The organism is Streptomyces sp. IBSNAI002, assembly GCF_052244475.1.
Taxonomy (GTDB): Bacteria; Actinomycetota; Actinomycetes; order Streptomycetales; family Streptomycetaceae; genus Streptomyces.
The window spans coordinates 7564522-7582542 of record NZ_JBQPXG010000002.1; the positions used below are offsets into that span (position 1 = coordinate 7564522).

At 73.4% G+C, this 18021-nt stretch carries 15 protein-coding genes and 1 tRNA gene; 5 read left to right on the top strand and 11 right to left on the bottom strand.

Going from position 1 to position 18021, the window contains the following annotated elements; all coding sequences use genetic code 11:
* Window positions 1–86: 86 nt before the first annotated feature.
* Both ACTVZO_RS35125 and ACTVZO_RS35130 read left to right on the top strand, forming a co-directional pair.
* Window positions 87–1721, top strand: coding sequence for a sensor histidine kinase (locus ACTVZO_RS35125; RefSeq protein ID WP_443303368.1), 1635 nt, complete (start codon window positions 87–89; stop codon window positions 1719–1721).
* Complete coding sequence (locus ACTVZO_RS35130) at window positions 1718–2422, top strand: response regulator (protein ID WP_443302180.1); 705 nt, start codon at window positions 1718–1720, stop codon at window positions 2420–2422. The genes ACTVZO_RS35125 and ACTVZO_RS35130 overlap by 4 nt, the downstream gene beginning before the upstream one ends.
* On the opposite strand, the gene melC2 is transcribed toward ACTVZO_RS35130, so the two are convergent.
* Both melC2 and melC1 read right to left on the bottom strand, forming a co-directional pair.
* Window positions 2377–3225, bottom strand: a complete 849-nt coding sequence (melC2, locus tag ACTVZO_RS35135) for a tyrosinase MelC2 (protein ID WP_443302181.1) — start codon at window positions 3223–3225, stop codon at window positions 2377–2379. The two genes, ACTVZO_RS35130 and melC2, sit on opposite strands and share 46 nt — an antisense overlap.
* Complete coding sequence (gene melC1, locus ACTVZO_RS35140; RefSeq protein ID WP_443302182.1) at window positions 3222–3617, bottom strand: apotyrosinase chaperone MelC1; 396 nt, start codon at window positions 3615–3617, stop codon at window positions 3222–3224. The genes melC2 and melC1 overlap by 4 nt, the downstream gene beginning before the upstream one ends.
* Window positions 3618–3880: 263 nt before the next feature.
* Here melC1 and ACTVZO_RS35145 point away from each other — a divergent pair, with 263 nt between their 5' ends.
* On the top strand, window positions 3881–5272 hold the full coding sequence (locus tag ACTVZO_RS35145; protein WP_443302183.1) for a glutamate decarboxylase: 1392 nt from the start codon (window positions 3881–3883) through the stop codon (window positions 5270–5272).
* A 60-nt stretch (window positions 5273–5332) separates the two neighbouring features.
* Here ACTVZO_RS35145 and ACTVZO_RS35150 read toward each other — a convergent pair whose 3' ends face one another.
* The gene (locus ACTVZO_RS35150; RefSeq protein ID WP_443302184.1) at window positions 5333–7834 is read right to left on the bottom strand and encodes a Helicase associated domain protein; all 2502 of its coding nucleotides are present in this window, start codon (window positions 7832–7834) and stop codon (window positions 5333–5335) included.
* A gap of 147 nt (window positions 7835–7981) precedes the next feature.
* Between ACTVZO_RS35150 and ACTVZO_RS35155 the strand changes: the two genes are divergently transcribed.
* Window positions 7982–8836: an RNA polymerase sigma-70 factor gene (locus ACTVZO_RS35155; protein ID WP_443302185.1), complete on the top strand. Its 855-nt coding sequence runs from the start codon at window positions 7982–7984 to the stop codon at window positions 8834–8836.
* A gap of 18 nt (window positions 8837–8854) precedes the next feature.
* On the opposite strand, the gene ACTVZO_RS35160 is transcribed toward ACTVZO_RS35155, so the two are convergent.
* From ACTVZO_RS35160 to ACTVZO_RS35175, 4 genes are all read right to left on the bottom strand, one after another.
* Window positions 8855–10504, bottom strand: coding sequence for a sigma-70 family RNA polymerase sigma factor (locus ACTVZO_RS35160; RefSeq protein WP_443302186.1), 1650 nt, complete (start codon window positions 10502–10504; stop codon window positions 8855–8857).
* Between the two features lie 228 nt (window positions 10505–10732).
* The gene (locus ACTVZO_RS35165; protein WP_443302187.1) at window positions 10733–11614 is read right to left on the bottom strand and encodes an aldo/keto reductase; all 882 of its coding nucleotides are present in this window, start codon (window positions 11612–11614) and stop codon (window positions 10733–10735) included.
* 168 nt (window positions 11615–11782) lie between these two features.
* Complete coding sequence (locus tag ACTVZO_RS35170; protein WP_443302188.1) at window positions 11783–13117, bottom strand: glycoside hydrolase family 18 protein; 1335 nt, start codon at window positions 13115–13117, stop codon at window positions 11783–11785.
* A gap of 146 nt (window positions 13118–13263) precedes the next feature.
* Entirely contained in the window at window positions 13264–13812 is a 549-nt protein-coding gene (locus tag ACTVZO_RS35175; protein ID WP_443302189.1) for a DUF4352 domain-containing protein, read from the bottom strand.
* A gap of 103 nt (window positions 13813–13915) precedes the next feature.
* Here ACTVZO_RS35175 and ACTVZO_RS35180 point away from each other — a divergent pair.
* A tRNA-Trp gene (locus ACTVZO_RS35180) sits at window positions 13916–13992 on the top strand.
* Between the two features lie 56 nt (window positions 13993–14048).
* On the opposite strand, the gene ACTVZO_RS35185 is transcribed toward ACTVZO_RS35180, so the two are convergent.
* The 4 genes from ACTVZO_RS35185 to ACTVZO_RS35200 form a co-directional block, all read right to left on the bottom strand.
* Window positions 14049–14480 carry a VOC family protein gene (locus ACTVZO_RS35185; protein WP_443302190.1) on the bottom strand — a complete coding sequence of 144 codons (432 nt, stop codon included), beginning with the start codon at window positions 14478–14480 and terminating at the stop codon, window positions 14049–14051.
* Between the two features lie 190 nt (window positions 14481–14670).
* Entirely contained in the window at window positions 14671–15507 is an 837-nt protein-coding gene (locus ACTVZO_RS35190; protein WP_443302191.1) for a sugar phosphate isomerase/epimerase family protein, read from the bottom strand.
* A 5-nt stretch (window positions 15508–15512) separates the two neighbouring features.
* Window positions 15513–16670 carry a dihydrodipicolinate synthase family protein gene (locus ACTVZO_RS35195; RefSeq protein ID WP_443302192.1) on the bottom strand — a complete coding sequence of 386 codons (1158 nt, stop codon included), beginning with the start codon at window positions 16668–16670 and terminating at the stop codon, window positions 15513–15515.
* A complete protein-coding gene (locus ACTVZO_RS35200) occupies window positions 16667–17791 on the bottom strand; it encodes a Gfo/Idh/MocA family protein (RefSeq protein WP_443303369.1) in 1125 nt (374 codons plus the stop codon). Before ACTVZO_RS35200 ends, ACTVZO_RS35195 begins: the two co-directional genes overlap by 4 nt.
* Window positions 17792–18021: the final 230 nt, after the last annotated feature.

Below are 18021 nucleotides of genomic sequence, written 5' to 3' on the forward strand. Positions count from 1 at the left end.
TCATTGAGTTCACGAGCCGGTGCACACTGAGCGTCATGTTCCGTTTGCCCCGGCCGCCGCGCAGCCTCGCCGGCCAGCTCTTCGCCATGCAGGTGCTGCTGGTCGCCGTGGTCGTGGCCGGGTGCGCCGTCTTCGCGTACGCCACCGCCCGCGGCCAGGCCGAGGACGCGGCCCGCCGCCAGGCCGGTGCCGTGGCCCGCGCGGTCGCCGACTCCCCGTCGGTCCTGGAGGCCGTACGGGAGGGCGTGCGCGGCGGCGATCCCGCGGCCCGGCTCCAGCCGTACGCGGAGCGGGTGCGCGTCGACTCGGGCGTGGACTTCGTGACGATCATGGACCCGGCCGGGCGGCGGTGGACCCACCCCGACCCGCGCCGGATCGGCGAGCCCTTCCTGGGCAACACCGCCGCGGCCCTGCGCGGCGGGACCTTCAGCGAGACCTACACCGGCACCCTCGGGCCCTCGATCCGGGTGGTCACCCCGCTCGTGGACGAAGGCCGCGTGGTCGGCCTGGTCAGCGCCGGCATCACCGTCCGGGCCATCAGCGCGCGCCTCGCCGAGCAGCTCACGGCCCTCCTGTGGGTCGCGGCCGCGGCCCTGGCCCTCGGCGGGGCGGGCACCTACATCGTCAACGCCAGGCTGCGCCGGCACACCCACGGGATGAACGCCGCCGAGCTCAGCCGGATGTACGACTACCACCAGGCGGCCCTGCACGGCGTGCGCGAGGGACTGCTGATGCTCGACGGCCAGCGCAGGATCACGCTGATCAACGACGCGGGACGCGAGCTGCTGGGGCTGCGGGGCGCGGTGACCGGTACCGGTGTCGCCGGCCTGGGGCTGCCCGCGCCGCTCACCGGAGCGCTGCTCGCCGACCGGCCCCGGGTGGACGAGGTGCACCTGGCCGCCGACCGGGTGCTCGTCGTCAACAGCTCACCCGTTGCGGGCGGCGGCCGCCGTGGCACCGTGGTCACCCTGCGCGACCACACCGAACTCCAGGTGCTGGCAGGGGAGTTGGACCACGAACGCGGGTTCACCCAGGCACTGCGGTCCCAGGCGCACGAGGCGGCGAACCGGCTGCACACGGTGGTTTCGCTGATCGAGCTCGGCCGGGCGGACGAGGCGGTGGACTTCGCCACCGCCGAACTGGAGCTGGCGCAGGCCCTCACCGACGAGGTGGTCACCGCGGTCGGCGAGCCGGTGCTCGTGGCGCTGCTCCTCGGCAAGGCCGCCCAGGCGCACGAGCGGGGCGTCGAGCTGGTGGTCACCCCCGACAGCTCGGCCATCGACGGCGCGCCCGGGACCCCGCCGGCCCGGGACCTGGTCACCGTGGTCGGCAATCTCGTGGACAACGCCATGGACGCGCTCACCGGTGTCCCGGGCGGCCGGATCGCGGTCACCGTGCGCGGGGACGGGGAAGGGATCCTGCTGCGGGTGGCGGACAGCGGGCCCGGCCTCCCGGAGGGGGTGGACGTGTTCCGGCGCGGCTGGTCGGGCAAGGGCGAGGACCGCGGGCTGGGCCTGGCCCTCGTACGGCAGGTGGCGCAGCGCCACGGCGGGACCGCGGAGGCCGCCTCGGGCCCGTCCGGCGGCGCCGAGTTCACCGTACGGCTGCCTGCGCCCGCGCGGCCTGCGGTGGGCGGGCCCGTGGTGGGCGAGCCGGCTGTCGGCGAGCCTGCGGTGGGCGGGCCCGCCGTGGGTGGGCCGGCGTTCGGAGAGCCGGCGTGAGCGCGCCCGAGGTGCGGGTCCTGATCGTCGAGGACGATCCGGTGGCCGCCGACGCGCACGCCCTCTACGTCGGCCGGGTCCCCGGATTCACCGCGGTCGCCGCCGTGCACTCTCTCGCGGAGGCCACCCGGGCCCTGGAGCGGACCCGCGTCGACCTGCTGCTGCTCGATCTGACCCTGCCCGACGGGCACGGCCTGCGCTTCGCGCGCGGGCTGCGGGCGGCCGGGCATCCCGTCGACGTGATCGTGGTGACCTCGGCCCGGGACCTGGCCGTGGTCCGCGAGAGCGTCTCGCTCGGCGTGGTCCAGTACGTGCTGAAGCCCTTCGCCTTCCCGACCCTGCGCGAACGGCTGCTGCGGTACGCCGAGTTCCGCGCGACGGCGGGGGAGGCGGCCGGCCAGGACGACGTGGACCGGGCGATGGCCGCCCTGCGCGCCCCGCGCCCGGCGGAACTCCCCAAGGGGCTGAGCGCGCCGACCCTGGACCGGGTCGCCGCGCTGCTGCGGTCGGCCCCGGAGGGCCTGACCGCAGCGGGGGCGGCCGAGGCGGCGGGGATCTCGCGGATCACCGCCCGCCGCTACCTGGAACACCTGGTGGACACCGGCCGGGCGGATCGCACCCCCCGGTACGGCCAGGTCGGCCGCCCCGAACTGCACTACCGGTGGCTGGCGGCGGCGACCGGCTCGGTGTCGAAGGTGTAGAACTTCCGGTGGTCCAGCATGTCCGCCGGGGTCACGTCGTTCCACGGCCGCATGGTGTCGTGCAGGTCCACGACGTTCGCGGTGCCGGCCGCCGGCAGGTAGCCGGACTGCGGGTGGCGGGCCTGCCAGTCGGCCCACAGCTTGTCCACGAAGGCGTGGTGCATCCAGAACACCGGGTCGTTGGGCGAGACCCCGGTGGCCATCTGGCCGCCGACCCACACGTGCACCCGGTTGTGCAGGTTGGCGCCCCGCCAGCCCTCCAGGTTGTTGCGGAAGCCGCTGGAGGCGCTGTTCCAGGGGGCCGCGTCGTACACCGGCATGGAGAGTACGGCGTCCACCTCGGCCTTGGTCGGCAGTTCGGCGACGCTCTGGCCGAGCGCCCGGCGCAGGTAGGCGCGCCCGTCGACCCGTACGCCTATGTTCCACTTGCCCGTCCCGTAGGCGAAGGGTCCGTCGAGGACCTGCCCGTCGCGGGCCCGGCCGGTGCCGCCGAGGAAGTCGGCGGCCCAGAGGGAGGAGCGGGTGGTGCGGTCGGTGGTCCAGTCCCAGTACGGGAGCGCGACGCTCGCGTCCACCTCCTGGAGAGCAGCCTCGAACTCCAGGAGAAACCGGCGGTGCCAGGGCAGGAACGAGGGGGAGCGGTGGCCCACCCGGTCGCCCGAGTCGGTGTCGGCCATGATGAAGCCGTTGTGGGTGGTGACGAAGCGGTCGTAGCGGCCGGTGCGCTTCAGCTCCAGCAGCGCGTTGGTGAAGGCGCGCTTCTCCTCGGCGGTGAGCGCGGCCTGGTTCTTGCGGACGGTCATGCCGTGCCTCCCATCGGGGCGAACGGGGCGAGCGCGGAGCCCTGGAGCTCGCGCACGGCGGCGCGGGCCAGCGAGGTCGGGTCGGCGAAGGTCTCGTAGTGGTTGACCACGCTGATCCAGGTGCCGTCGGCGTTCCGCATCACGTGCAGTTCGCGGCCGTCTATCCGGACGGTGGGCAGACCGGGGGAGTGGTGGCCGCCGTGGTGGCCGCCGCCCGTGCCGGCGGTTATCTGGATGCGTCGGCCCTTGTACACCTCGTCGACCGTGCCGGCGGGGGTGGCGGCGGCGCGGGAGTCGGTGGCGGCGGCGCGCGCGGTGGCGCCCGCCAGTCCGAGGACGGTGAGTGCACCGGCAGTGGTGCCCAAGGCCTGCCGGCGGGTGATCTTGTTCATGACCGAAGAAGTACCAGGGGTGCGCGGGCGGTTGACCGGTATCAGGACATCAGTGGATAAGTTGCAGATAAAACGAATTGCACGATCTTTCGATTCGGGTCGACCCGCGCGGCGTCGGCGGGAAGATCTGCGGCGCTCATGCTACTCGGCAGTAATTTCTCCGGCGAGCTCCGTCGGCTATGGAGGGGGTCACACTGCGGAGTCGGCCGGAAGTATGGCGTGACGTCGGGGGGATATGTCCCTTATTCACCTATAGTGCCGACATGGCTCTTCATGAGACGAAGGACGCACACGCCCCCGACGCCGACACGGACGTGTTCGCGTCCGCGCTGAGCGGCCAGATCCTCCCCAAGTACCGGATGCCGGAAGACTCCGCTCCCACCGAGGTCGTCTACGAACTCATCCACAACGAACTCCTGTTGGACGGGAACGCGGCGCAGAACCTGGCCACCTTCTGCACCACCTGGTCCGACGACGGCGTCCACCGCCTGATGAACGAATGCCTCGACAAGAACATGATCGACAAGGACGAGTACCCGCAGACCGCCGAGATCGAGGAACGCTGCGTCAACATCCTGGCCGACCTGTGGAACGCCCCCGCCGGCGCCACCGCGGCCGGCTGCTCCACCACCGGTTCCAGCGAGGCCGCCATGCTCGGCGGACTCGCCCTCAAATGGCGCTGGCGCGCCCGCCGCCAGGCCCAGGGGCTCCCCGCGGACCGCCCCAACCTGGTGTGCGGCCCCGTCCAGATCTGCTGGGAGAAGTTCGCCCGCTACTTCGACGTCGAACTGCGCCAGGTACCCCTGGAGCCCGGCGCCACCGGCCTGACGCCCCACCAGCTCGCCGCGTACGTCGACGAGAACACCATCGGCGTCGTCGCCATCCTCGGCGTCACCTACACCTGCGACTACGAGCCCGTCGCCGAGATCGCCGCCGAACTCGACCGCATCCAGGCCGAACACGGCTGGGACGTCCCCATCCACGTCGACGGCGCGAGCGGCGCCTTCGTCGCGCCCTTCCTCCACCCCGACGTGGTCTGGGACTTCCGGCTGGCCCGGGTCGCCTCCGTCAACACCTCGGGCCACAAGTACGGACTCGCACCCCTCGGCGTCGGCTGGATCGTCTGGCGCACCGCCGAGCTGCTCCCCGCGGACCTCGTCTTCGACGTGGACTACCTGGGCGGCGACATGCCGACCTTCGCCCTCAACTTCTCCCGCCCCGGCGGCGAGGTCGTCGCCCAGTACTACCTCTTCCTGCGCCTGGGCCGGGGCGGCTACCGGCGCGTGCAGCAGGCCTGCGCCGACACCGCCCAGTACCTGGCCGCCGAGATCGCCGCGATGGGCCCGTTCACCCTCCTCTACGACGGCCGCGGAGCCCTGCCCGCCGTCTCCTACACCCTCACCGACCCGGCCGGAGCGGGCTTCAGCCTCTACGACCTCTCCGACCGGCTGCGGATGCGCGGCTGGCAGGTGCCCTCCTACCCGCTGCCCGCCGACCGGCAGGACACCGTCATCCAGCGGGTCCTCGTCCGGCACGGGGTGACCCGCGATCAGATCGCCCTGCTCGTCGCCGACCTGCGCCGCGCCGTGGAGCACCTCCAGGCCGCACCGCCCCCCGCCCCCGCGACCGAACCGCGATCCGGCTTCCACCACTAGGGGGTGTCTGACGGGTGTCCGCGGCGTCGCGACGCCCTAGCCCGCCTCGCCCGGCCGGGTCTACCAGCGCATGCCCAGTGCTTCGAGCGCCTCCACCCGGTCCAGGGTGAGGGAGTCCGCGCGGGAGCGCTGGTTGGCGATCCAGGAGCCCAGCCGCAGCTCCCGGTCCCCGACCCGCTCCACGTGCGTACGGGGCACCTTGAGGTGACCCTCGCGGTCCCGGAACCGCCGGGCCGCCTCCAGTTGCTCCGCCCAGGCGGCGGCGTGGCTGCGGCGCGGCGGCGGACGCTCCGCCGCCGTCGCCGGGGTCACCCCGAGGGCGTGCTCCAGGAGCCAGCGCTGGGCCCACGACAGCCCCTCCTGGTTCAGCCGCTGGCCGCGGACCCATCCGCCCAGGTCCTCGCCCTGGACCACCAGTTCGCCGGGCGACAGCGGCAGCCGGCCACCCGCGTCCAGATGCACCCGCGTCAGGTGGAAGGCACGCTGCCAGGAGATCTCCCAGGCGGGGCACCAGGACGGGTCCAGCGCCTCCAGCGCCTCGCGCCGCTCCTCGGACAGCGTCCCCGGCCCCTCGCGGCGGGCCGCCGCACGCTGGTTCTTCACCCACACCCCCACCGGCGCCCCGCGCCACGTGGCGTCCACCGGCGGCAGCAGGTGGCCGTGTTCCGCCGCCCAGCCGGCCGCCGCCGCCAGGCCCTCCTCGAAGGCCACGTCGAAGTGGCTCCACACCATGCCGAGCGCGTCGAGCGCGGCGACCCGCTCCCGGCCGAGCGCGCCCCGGCGGTACGTGCGCCGCGCGTCCGCGATCCACTGGCCGAGCGGGAACCGGGCCAGTCCCGGCGGCCACACCGCGTCCCCCGCCGGCACCCTGAAGCCGAACGGCACCTTGAGCTCCCCGGCCGTGGCGGCGTAGACCCGGGCGGCCTCCACCCCGCGCCGCCAGTGCGCGTGCTCCGGATGCAGCACGCGCAGCCGTACGAAGGCGGCCAGCAGCGCGGGATCCCGGGGCGTGGAGAAGCTCAGCAGCTCCTGCGCGCCCGAGGCCGCCGCCGGGGCCGCGGTCCGGCTCGGCACCTGCGGCTGGGCCAGCGACTCGAGCAGCCGCGAGTCGTGCGCCCGCAGCGCCTCCAGCAGCCGCGCGAGGTCGCCGTAGGCCCGGGAGGTGAGCATCGCCTCCGGGGTCTCACCCGGCTCCAGCAGCACGGGGACCACCAGCGAGGCGACCTTCCCCTCCCCGGGGCGGATCCGCAGGGCCCGCCCGACGGCCTGGACCAGGTCGGGCATGGACCCCCGTACGTCGGCCCAGTAGACGGAGTCGCACTCCTTGGTGTCGACGCCCTCGCCGAGCACCCGCACACTGCCGAGGAAGGCCTTCTCCGCGATCCGGTCGTCCGCGAACGCGCCCAGTACCCCTCGGCGGTGGGCCGCGGAGTGCTGCCCCGCCAGCCAGTCCGCCCAGACGGTACGGGGGTATGCCGGACCGCTGCCGCTGCCGCTGCCGCTGCCGCTGCCGCTGCCGCTGCCGCTGCCGCCGCTGCCGCCGCTGCCGCCGCCGCCCACGCCGGCCCGCAGCCGCCGCGCGACGGCCGGGAGGCCTGCCGCGAAGGCCTCGGCCTCCTTCGTCAGGTGGTGGAACACGAGTGTCCGCCGGAACCCCTCCTGGGCGGCCGCCTTCACCAGCGCGGTCTGCAGGGCCGCCATCCGGGCCCCGCGCACCGCGTCCGAGCGCCCGTCGCGGCCCAGCAGCACGGCCGCCCGGAACTGTGGATCGGTGACGTCCACGCACACCACCCGGTAGGGCGCGCAGATCCCGCGGTCGATGGCCTCGGACAGGGTGAGCGTGTAGCAGCGCGCGCCGAAGGGGCCGTGCGGGTCGTCCTCCATGGACGCGACCAGCTCACCGCGCCCCCGCGGACCGCCCGCGCGACCCTGCTCGACCCCCTGCGCCGCCTCCCCGGCCTCGGCGGCCTCCCCTTCCTCGTCCTCGGCGTCCCGCCAGACACGGGGCGTGGCCGTCAGGTAGAGCCGTCGCAGGGCGGGGATCCGGGCGTTGTCGTGCGCCACAGCCCAGGGTTTGCCGATCCGCCCGGAGGTCCGGTGCGCCTCGTCGACCACGATCAGGTCCCAGCCGGGGAGTCCGGCGAGGTGTGCGCGCTCGACGGTGCCCAGGCCCAGCGAGGCATAGGTGGCGAACACCGTCGCCCGGCCCGCGGACCCGCCTCCCCAGCGGGCCAGTTCGGCCGGGTCGGTGGTGGTCCGCATGCCCGCGTCCTCGGCGCGCAGGGAGCACACGGCCAGGGATCTTCCGGAGCGGCCGCCCTCCCGCCAGGCGGCGGCGGTCTGCACCAGCAGGTCCAGGGAGGGCACGAGCACTAGCACCCGCCCGGCCCGCAGCTCCTCCGCCGAGCGGACGGCGACCAGGGACTTCCCCGAGCCCGTCGCCATGATCACCTGGGTGCGCAGCCCGCGCTCGGGCACCCGGCCCCCGGCGGGCACCTCCAGCGCCCGCACCACGGCATCGACGGCCTCGCGCTGGTGCGGACGAAGGTCCTTCCTCGCCATGTGTCCTGCTCCACCCTTGTGATCAGCCGATTCTCCTCCAGCTCCTATCCTGCCCCCTTTTTGAGGCAGATGGGTGCGCCGCGCGGAAGGCGCGGACACCACAGCCCGTTCTTGATCGACTCAGGCGCGGATGCGACGGTGGGGCCCATGACCGACACGTTCGAGGACAACCGGCGGCTGCTGTTCGGCACCGCCTACCGGATGCTCGGCAGCGTGGCCGACGCCGAGGACATCGTGCAGGACGCCTGGATCGTCTGGAACCGGACGGACCGGGAGTCCGTCGAGCACCCCAAGGCCTATCTGGTGCGCACCGTCACCAACCTGAGCCTGAACCGGCTGACTTCGGCCCATGCCGTCCGCGAGGCGTACGTCGGCCCGTGGCTCCCCGAGCCCCTCCTGACCTCGCCCGACGTCGCCGAGGAGGCCGAACTGGCCGACACCGTCTCGATGGCGGTCCTGGTGGTGCTGGAGACCCTCACTCCGGTCGAACGCGCGGTGTTCCTGCTCCGCGAGGTGTTCGGGTACGCGTACGCGGAGATCGCCGAGGTCGTCGGCAAGTCGGAGGCCGCGGTCCGCCAGTCCGCGCACCGGGCGCGCGAGCACGTACGGGCCGGACGCACCCGGTTCACAGCCGACGCGTCCGAACAGCGCGAGATCGCCGAGAAGTTCCTCGCGGCGTGCGCGGGCGGCGACCTGCGCGAGGTCCTCGCGCTCCTCGCCCCCGACGTCGTCTCCTGGTCGGACGGCGGCGGCATCGTCTCGGCCGCCCGCCGCCCCCTGCACGGCCCCGACCACGTCGCCCGCTGGCTCCTTGGCGTCCTGGCCAAACCCGAGGTACAGGACGTGCAGATGCGCATCACCGAGATCAACGGCGAGCCCGGACTGCTCATGGACCTCGGCGGCGTGCCCTTCGGCGCGGTCACCTTCGAGGCGGCCGAAGGCCGGATCACCGTGCTGCGCTTCGTCGTCAACCCGCGGAAGCTGCGCGGCGTCCAGCCCTGAACCCGCCTCGCCCGTCGGCTACTTCGCCCCGAAGTTCTGCGTCCACCAGGGACCGCCCGCACCCTGGTGGATGCCGACGCCGATGTCCTTGAAGGAGCAGTTGAGGATGTTCGCGCGGTGCCCCGGGCTCTTCATCCAGGCTTCCATGACCGACTGGGCCGTCTGCTGGCCCTTCGCGATGTTCTCCCCGTACGTCGACCAGCGGTAGCCCGCGGCGGTGGTCCGCTGGCCCGGGTCCGTCCCGTCCGGGCTGGTGTGCGCGAAGAAGTCCCGCCGCGCCATGTCGTCGGAGTGGTTCTGGGCGGCCGCGCGCAGCTGAGCGTCCTCCTTCAGCGGACCGCAGCCCGCAGCCTCCCGCTCGGAGTTGACCAGGGCGACGACCTGGCCTGCCATACCCGGCGGGGCGGGGGCCGGAGCCGGGGGCTTCGGGCTCGGGGAGCTGCTGCGGCTCGGCGTCGCGGACGGGCTCGGAGCGGCGCTCGGCGAGGCCGACGCCGAGGGCGACGGGGAAGCGGAGGCCGAGGGGGACGCGGACGCGGACGGCGAGGGCGGCTGGGAGGGGAGGGCGGACTCGGAGGCCGAGAGCGCGGCCAGCGGGGCCGGGGCGGCGGCGTCGGCCTTCTTGGTCTCGCCGGAGCCGGGGAGCGTACCGAGGTACACCAGACCGCCGCCCGCGACGCAGGCGGCGAGGACCGCGCCGCCGATCACCCGGCGGCGGTTCTGGCGGCGCTTGCGCAGCGCGCCGCGGCCGCCGCCCACCGCCTCCACGTCCGGGGCGAGGTGCGCGTGGGCCGCGGTGTCTCCGAAGCCCCCGCCCGCGCCCGCGCCTCCGCATTCGGAGAAGGCGGAGGCGGAGGCCAGCAGGTCGAAGTCGGCCGCACCCGCCGCGCGGACCCCGCCCAGCAGGGCCGCCGAGACGGGTACCAGGGCCAGACCGGCCAGCAGTCCCTCCGCCGGCACCAGACCGCTCCACAGGCCGGAGCACCGTACGCATTCGCGTGCGTGGCGGGCTATTCGCTTGCGCCACAGCGCCGAGGGCCGGCCGTCCCAGCCCGCCAGCAGGGTCCGCAGCTCCTCGCACCGCGGCTGGGCGTCCAGGGCGCGCTCCACCACCCGGGCCGCCTCCAGCTGCGCCTTCATCCGCTGCACCCGTACCGCCGTGTGCTGCGGGGACAGCTCCAGCGCGGTCGCCACCTCGGCCCGGGTGAGCTCCCCGGCGCACTCCAGCCACCAGAGCGACAGCAGCGCCCGGTCGTCGGGCTCCAGCCAGCGGGTGGCGCGGGCCGTCTCGCGCCGCTGGCCCGCCAGGTTGAGGCGGGCGACGGTCAGGTCGACGAAGTCGGCCCCCGGGTCGGCGACCTCGCCCGCCGCCTCCAGGGTGCTCTCGCCGTAGCCGCTCTGCCGGGCCTGCCAGTACGCCCGTACCCGGTTCATCGCGATCGCCACCAGCCAGGACCGGAAGCTCTCGTCGGAGTGCAGGCCACCCAGCCCGTCGAGGGCCCGCAGCATCGTGTCCTGCACCACGTCGTCCACGTCACAGGACCCGTTGAGGGCCCGGCCGACGATGTTGTAGACGAGCGGCAGATGGGTGCCGATGAGTTCGTCCTGCGCGCGCGGATCGCCCGCGCGAGCCGCTGCCACCAGCGCTGCCGTGTGCTGAGTGCTCATGTGATGTTCCCTGTCCGTACCGGCGGTCGATGATGCCCAATGGCTGGGAGACCGTCGAGAGGGGTCTCGATAACACTTATCCCGAAGATGATTTCCCGGCATCCGCCGCGGGCGAAAGGGGGCAGTGCCGCGACGGGCGTGTTCCGGCCGGACCGCCGCGGCGCAGCCGGCATCGTATCCCCCGGTCCGACGCCCTGCACCAGCGGCACCGCCCCGTCGGCCGCGGGCTCACAGGGAGTCCAGGAGCGCTGCCTCCTCGGCGGTGAGACGCAGGGATCCCGCGGCGATGTTCTCGACGAGGTGGTCCGGGTTGCCCGTGCCCGGGATCGCCAGGACGTGCGGGCCGCGGTTCAGCGTCCACGCCAGGCGCAGCTGGGCCGCCGACACCCCGCGGGCCTCGGCCACGGCGCGTACCCCGGGGCTGTCCTCGGCCGTCGCGCCCGACTCCTTGCCCGCGCCGGCGATCGCGAAGAACGGTACGAAGGCGATGCCCTGCTTCCCGCACTCGTCCACGAAGGCGTGGTCCTCGGCCGGGGAGCCGATCCCGTACGGGTTCTGCACACACACCACCGGAGCGATCGCCCGCGCCTCGGCCAGGTGGTCGGGGCGGGCGTTGGAGATGCCCAGGTGGCGGATGAGGCCGGCGGTGCGGAGCTCGGCGAGCGCCCCGAAGTGCTCGGCGACCGACCCGCTCGTCTCCCGGCGCGGGACGCGCAGGTTGACCACGTCGAGGTGGTCGCGGCCCAGCTGGCGGAGGTTCTCCTCCACTTGGCCGCGCAGCTGCCCGGGCTCCGCCCACCACCACTGCCCGGCGGCGTCGCGGCCCGGCCCGACCTTGGTGGTGATGACCAGGTCGTCGGCGTACGGGGCCAGCGCGCGGTTGATGAGCTCGTTGGCCGAACGCAGCGGGGAGAAGTAGAAGGCGGCGGTGTCGATGTGGTTCACGCCGAGCTCCACGGCGCGGCGCAGCACACTGGTCACCCGCTCGCGGTCGCTGGGGGAGCCGTCGGCCAGGTGGGTGAGCCGCATCGCGCCGAAGCCGAGCCGGTTGACGGTGAGGTCGCCCAGGCGCCAGGTGCCCGCCGGGGAGGCGGTGATCGTTTCTGTCATGCGGCGACCGTAGCGGGCCCGGTGATCCATCCGACGGCCAGGACCGGCCTGCCCGGGCCCGTACCGCCGAGATCGTCGTGCGAGGGGGAGCGTACGTGGTGTGACGCCGCCGGGCCGGAGTTGTTCCGCGGCCCGGCGGCGCCGGTCAGGGGATCCCGCGGGCGCGGGTCAGCGGCCCCGCAGGCCCCGGTCCACGGCCGTCATCAGCTCGCCGTCGGACGTGTCCGCGTCCAGGGACCAGAACATCGCACCGCCGAGGCCGTGTTCGCGGATGTAGCCGGTCTTGGCGCGCAGCACCTGCGGGTCGTCGTACGTCCACAGGGTCGTGCCGTCGAAGAGCCAGGCGTGCCCGCCGCGCCGGTCCCGGTGCACCTGGTAGGTGCCGGAGTCGGCCAGCTTCTTCAGCGCCTTGTAGTCCTCGTACCCCGCCGCCCAGGTGGCCGGAGCCGGCCCGGTGGCGGGCTGGCCCAGGCCGTCCCCGCCGCCGCTGACACCGGTCCAGCCCTGCCCGTAGAACGGCATGCCCATCACCAGCTTGTGCGCGGGCGCGCCGCGCTCGCGCCAGGCGTCGACCGTGCCGTCCACGCTGAAGTCGCCTCGGGCGTAGAGCGCCGACTGCTGGGCCGTGGTGGACTCGCCGGAGACGTGGAAGTCGTAGCCCTGGAGGGTTACGAAGTCGAGGTCGCGCATGATCCGGCGGACGTCGAAGCCCGCGTCGATCTTGGCGGGTGCGGTCGGGACGAAGGCCGTCAGCTCGTACGGTGACTTCCGCTTCTGGCTGCGCCCGTACGCGTCGAGCTGCGTGCGGAACTCCCTGACGAGCTCGGTGAAGTTGCGCTTGTCCTCGGGCCGGAACTTCGTGTCCGTGTCACCGGCGGAGCCCGGCCACTCCCAGTCGAGGTCGATCCCGTCGAACAATCCGGCCGCCGCGCCCGCGCCGCCGCGGGTGCCGTCCTGGGGCAGGTTGCCCTTGATGTAGAGGTCGATGCACGACTGGACGAAGGCCTTGCGGGAGGCGGGGGTCAGCGCGGCGTCCGAGAAGTGCGTGGACCAGCTCCAGCCGCCGAGCGAGATCATCACCTTGAGGCCGGGGTGCTTGGCCTTGAGCTCGCGGAGCTGGTTGAAGTTGCCGGCGAGCGGCTGGTCCCAGGTGTCGGCGACCCCGTCCACGGAGTTCTCGGCGTCGAGCGGGCGGACGTAGTCGGCCCAGGCGTCGGCCTCGCCGGGCACGTTCCCGGTGAAGCACTTGCCCTCGGCGCTGACGTTGCCGAAGGCGTAGTTGATGTGGGTGAGCTTGTCGGCGGAGCCGTTCGCCTCCAGGTCCTGGACCTGGAAGTCCCGTCCGTAGACGCCCCATTGGGTGAAGTAGCCGACCTTCTTGTACGAGCGGTGGTGGCCGCCCGCCGCCTCGTCCTGCGCCGCGCCGGCGGCGGGCGCGAAGGCGGTCAGGAGGGAGAGGGAGCAGGCGGCGACGGCCAGTCTGCCGAGCATGCTGCGGCGCATGGGCTTCCTTTGCGATGCGGGAGCGGGGCGTGAGCGCGTGCGCGGTGCATGCCGGAAACTATTGGTCTGGACCAGAGCGGTCAAGGGGGCGGCGGAAACTCGCGTGCCGCGGGCCGTTCCCCGGCTCGGCCGGTCTCACGGTCGGGCTACGGGAGGCTCCATTGGCCGACGTCGTCGGCCAGGCCGCCGTTCAGCGCGAACTGGACCGCCGCCGCGGTGGCCTCCTGGGGCAGCCGGAAGGTGACGAAGCCCTCGGCCGAGCCGCCCGGGCTCAGGGTGACGGTGTCCGGGAAGGAGTCCCCGGCCGTCGTCGGGCTGTTGAGGCCGGAGAACCGCTTCCCGGCGGTGTCCAGCAGGTGGGCCGCCGGAGCGGGGGAGTCCTTGTACACGGCGCTGCCGGTGTTCTCCAGGCGGAACCGGACCGCCAGCAGCCGGGTCGACGTGTCGGGCGCCGGACCCTGTTCATCGGCCGGGCTCGCGGGGTCCACCACCTGGACCAGGGTGACGTCGAGCCGCTGGCCGGGCCCGCTCCCGGCCAGGGAGACGGTCTCGCCCGAGCCTCCGGGGGCCGCGCCCAGCAGCGCCGGGCCGAAGGCCGCGAGCACGGGTACGGCCGCGGCGCCGCGCAGACGACTCCGGGGCCGGAGCCGGGCCCGGAGCCGGGGCCGCGGGGCACGTGCTGATCCGCTGATCACCCTGTCCACGATCCTCCCCGGCCCCCGGTCCCGCCACCTGCGCGGCGGGCCCGTTAATTCGATGGAACCCGGTGCAGGGCCTATGACATGTTTGGTCCACCGAAGGGGCGTAGCTCAGCCGGCCAGAGCAACGGTCTCCAAAACCGTCTGTCGCAGGTTCGAATCCTGCCGCCCCTGCCACCGGCCCCGGCGACCTCCGTCGGGCCGGCCCCCTGAGGGCCCGGCCCGACGGCATGTCAGGCCTGGTCCGGGCCCGGCCCGCCCGAGGGATGCGCGGTCCCGTCCTCCTGGTACCCGTACGGGCGGGTGATGATCTCCATCCAGTGCCCGGCCGGGTCCGCGAAGTACACGCCGCGGCCCCCGTCGTGGTGATTGATCTCGCCGGGGAGCTTCCGGTGCGGATCGGCGTAGTACGCGACCCCCGCCGCCCGGATCTTCCCGAAGGCCGCGTCGAACTCCTCCTCGGAGAGGAGGAACGCGTAGTGCTGCGGGGTGATGGACTCGGCGGGGATGGTCGCGAAGTCCAGGGTGACGCCGTTGGCGGTCTCGACCGGGATGAAGGGGCCCGACTCGGCCCCGACTCGCAGGTCGAGGACGTGCGCCAGGAATTGCGCGGACTCCCGGTTGTCACGGCAGTGGACGATCGTGTGGTTCAGTGCGACGGACATGGATGAATGCCTCCGAAAGGCACTTCGCGGTGACCTCCATGCCTCACCCAGCCGGTGACCGGCACGCGATCCCGCGGTCACGATGCTAGACAGCCCTTCCGCCCGAAGTCCACCCCGTTTCAGTCGGTTCCACCCGGCCCCACCCGGCTCCGGCTGCGGCCGCCGGCCGCCGGCCGCCGCCGCCCGCCCTTCACTCGACGTGCTCGCGGTAGCGGTCGATCACCTCCCGCAGGACCTCCGAGCCGTCCCGGGCCCACAGGCCCGGGCTGAATATCTCCACCTCGACCGGGCCCCGGTATCCGGCCGCGTCCGCCATCAGCCGAAAGCCCCGCAGGTCGATGGAGCCGTCGCCCAGCTGTCCGCGCCCCAGCAGGACGCCTTCGGGGAGCGGAGTCACCCAGTCGGCCACCTGGACGGACACGATCCGCCCGCCCTCGCCCGCCCGGAGCAGATCCGCCGGCAGCCGCTCGTCCCACCACAGGTGGTACGAGTCGGCCACCACCCCCACCTGCTCCGCGGGGAACTGCTCGGCCAGGTCCAGGGCCTGGCCGAGGGTGGAGACCACGCACCGGTCCGAGGCGAACATCGGGTGCAGCGGCTCGATCCCCAGCCGTATCCCGTGAATGGCGGCCCACGGCGCCAGCTCGCCGAGGATCCCGGCGATCCTCCCGCGTGCCCCCACCAGGTCCCGGTCACCCGCCGGCAGTCCGCCCGAGACCAGGACCAGCGTGTCCGCGCCCAGTTCGGCCGCCTCCTCCACGGCCCGGCGGTTGTCCGCGAGTGCGGCGGCCCTGCCGGCGGGGTCGGCCGCGGTGAAGAATCCGCCCCGGCAGAGCGAGCTGACCCGCAGCCCCGCACCGGCGAGCAGCTTCGCCGTCTCCCGCACCCCGAAGGCCCGGACCGGATCCCGCCACAGCCCGACCGCACCCACCCCCGCCGCCGTGCACCCGGCGACCAGCTCGGGCAGCGACCACTGCCGGATCGTCTCCTGGTTGAGACTGAGCCGCGCCGGAGCCGGCGCCGCCACGGGCCTCACGATGCCCCCCCGTGCATCGCGAGCAGTCCCCGCATCCGGTCCTCCGCACGCTCGGGATCGGGGAACAGCCCCAGCCCGTCGGCCAGTTCGTAGGCGGTCGCCAGATGGACCAGGGGTCGAGCCGTCTCCAGCCCGCCGAGCATCCTGAACTCCTCCTGGTACCCGGCCAGCCAGGCCAGCAGCACCACGCCCGTCTTGTAGAACCGGGTCGGAGGGGCGAAGAGATGCCTCGACAGGGGGACCGTCGGATCCAGCAGCTCGCGGAAGCCCGCGTCATCCCCCCGGTCCAGCGCCAGCGCCGCACGGGCCGCTATGGGGGCGATCGGGTCGAAGATGCCCAGCAGAGCGTCGCTGGCGAGCTCACCGTCCCCCGCTATCAGTTCCGGGTAGTGGTAGTCGTCTCCCGTGTAGCAGCGGACGCCCGCCGGCAGCCGCCGCCGGATGTCCACCTCCCGCTCGGCGTCCAGCAGCGAGACCTTGATCCCGTCCACCTTCTCCGGACAATCGGCGATGATCTTCAGAAAGACCTCCGTGGCCGCGTCGAGGTCGTCATGGCCCCAGTAGCCGGCCAGCGCGGGGTCGAACATCGGCCCCAGCCAGTGCAGTACGACCGGCCGCGCGCTCTGCCGGAGCAGCCGCCCGTACACCTCCAGGTAGTCCTCGGGGTCGCGGGCTGTGGCCGCCAATGCCCGCGAGGCCATCAGGACGGCGCCCGCCTCGCAGGCCTCGACGTGCGCGAGCTGCTCCTCGTACGCGGCGGTGACGGCCGTCAGCGCGTGCGCCCCGTCCGGGGAGAGCTGGTCGGTGCCCGCCCCGCAGACGATCCGGCCGCCGACGGCCCTGGCCTCCGCCGCCGTACGCCGGATCAGCTCCGCCGCGGCGGGCCAGTCCAGGCCCATGCCGCGTTGCGCCGTGTCCATGGCCTCGGCGACCCCCAGGCCCTGCGACCACAACCGGTGGCGGAAGGCCAGCGTCGCGTCCCAGTCCACCCCGGGCCCTGCCGAGCCCGGCGGGGTCCGCGGACCGGCGACCACGTGCGCGGCCGAGTAGAACCGCCGGCTGTGCGCCGGACCGCAGGCGAGCGGTGCGAAGGGATCGGTGTTCGGCGTGAGCAGGCGGTACCCGCCGTCAGCCGAGGGGAGCCGGATGCTCACAGGGTCACCTCCGGCACCGTCAGCCGCCGGCCCTCCGCCGAGGAGCGCAGGCCCAGATCGGCGAGCTGGACCCCACGCGCCCCGGCCAGCAGGTCCCACTGCCAGGGGTCTCCGAGGACGACATGGCGCAGGAACAGCTCCCACTGGGCCTTGAAGCCGTTGTCTGCGGGGGAGTTGTCCGGTACCTCCTGCCATTGGGAGCGGAAGGGCTCGGTCTGCGGCAGGTCCGGATTCCACACGGGCTTCGGCGTCGCCCCACGGTGCTGGACGCGGCAGCTCCGCAGCCCGGCGACGGCCGACCCGTGCGTCCCGTCCACCTGGAACTCCACCAGCTCGTCGCGGTGCACCCGCACCGCCCAGGAGGAGTTGACCTGGGCGACCGCGCCGCCCTCCAGCTCGAATATTCCGTACGCGGCGTCATCGGCCGTGGCCTCGTACGGCTTGCCGTCCTCGTCCCACCGGCGACCGATGTGCGTCCGGGCGAGGGCCTGCACGGTACGGACCCGGCCGAACAGCTCGTGCAGCAGGTACTCCCAGTGCGGGAACATGTCGGCGACGATGCCCCCGCCGTCCGGCGCGCGGTAGTTCCAGGAGGGCCGCTGCGCGGGCTGCCAGTCCCCCTCGAAGACCCAGTACCCGAACTCCCCGCGCACGGACAGGATCTCGCCGAAGAACCCGCCCTCGATCAACCGCCTCAGCTTGAGCAGCCCGGGCAGGAAGAGCTTGTCCTGCACCACGCCGTGCTTGACCCCGGCGGCCGCGGCCAGCCGTGCCAGCTCGAGCGAGGACTCGAAGGTCAGGGCGGTCGGCTTCTCGCAGTAGACGTGCTTCCCGGCCGCTATGGCCTGCCGGACCGCCGTCTCGCGTGCGCTGGTGACCTGGGCGTCGAAATAGATCTCGACTTCGGGATCGGCGAGGACCGCCGCCAGGTCGGTGCTGACGTGCTCCAGGCCGTGCCGTTCGGCGATCTCCCGCAGCGCCGGCTCCCGGCGCCCCACGAGCACGGGCTCCGGCCACAGCACCGTGCCGTCCCCCAGCGGGAGTCCGCCCTGCTCGCGCAGGGCGAGCAGTGACCTGACCAGGTGCTGCCGGTACCCCATGCGCCCGGTCACGCCGTTCATGGCGATCTTGATCGTCCTGCGGTCCACGGTGTCCTCCCCGTTCGATACCAGTCGATGGAAAGCGATAGAAAGCGCTTTCACTCCGTTCAGGCTAGAGTCGCGCTCGTCTCCGGTGCAATACCCGAACGAGTGATAGAAAGCGCTTGCTGAATCCGGCATCATGGAGATCCACGCACCGGGTGAGACGATGACCCGGGAGCAGAACAGAGAGTCCGGGAACAGAAGACCGG

Excerpts from the sequence above, each read along its gene's own strand:
- ACTVZO_RS35125 (WP_443303368.1), top strand. The coding sequence starts at position 87 with ATGCAGGTGCTGCTGGTCGCCGTGGTCGTGGCCGGGTGCGCCGTCTTC.
- melC2 (WP_443302181.1), bottom strand. The coding sequence starts at position 3,225 with ATGACCGTCCGCAAGAACCAGGCCGCGCTCACCGCCGAGGAGAAGCGC.
- melC1 (WP_443302182.1), bottom strand. The coding sequence starts at position 3,617 with ATGAACAAGATCACCCGCCGGCAGGCCTTGGGCACCACTGCCGGTGCA.
- ACTVZO_RS35145 (WP_443302183.1), top strand. The coding sequence starts at position 3,881 with ATGGCTCTTCATGAGACGAAGGACGCACACGCCCCCGACGCCGACACG.
- ACTVZO_RS35150 (WP_443302184.1), bottom strand. The coding sequence starts at position 7,834 with ATGGCGAGGAAGGACCTTCGTCCGCACCAGCGCGAGGCCGTCGATGCC.
- ACTVZO_RS35155 (WP_443302185.1), top strand. The coding sequence starts at position 7,982 with ATGACCGACACGTTCGAGGACAACCGGCGGCTGCTGTTCGGCACCGCC.
- ACTVZO_RS35160 (WP_443302186.1), bottom strand. The coding sequence starts at position 10,504 with ATGAGCACTCAGCACACGGCAGCGCTGGTGGCAGCGGCTCGCGCGGGC.
- ACTVZO_RS35165 (WP_443302187.1), bottom strand. The coding sequence starts at position 11,614 with ATGACAGAAACGATCACCGCCTCCCCGGCGGGCACCTGGCGCCTGGGC.
- ACTVZO_RS35170 (WP_443302188.1), bottom strand. The coding sequence starts at position 13,117 with ATGCGCCGCAGCATGCTCGGCAGACTGGCCGTCGCCGCCTGCTCCCTC.
- ACTVZO_RS35185 (WP_443302190.1), bottom strand. The coding sequence starts at position 14,480 with ATGTCCGTCGCACTGAACCACACGATCGTCCACTGCCGTGACAACCGG.
- ACTVZO_RS35200 (WP_443303369.1), bottom strand. The coding sequence starts at position 17,791 with ATGAACGGCGTGACCGGGCGCATGGGGTACCGGCAGCACCTGGTCAGG.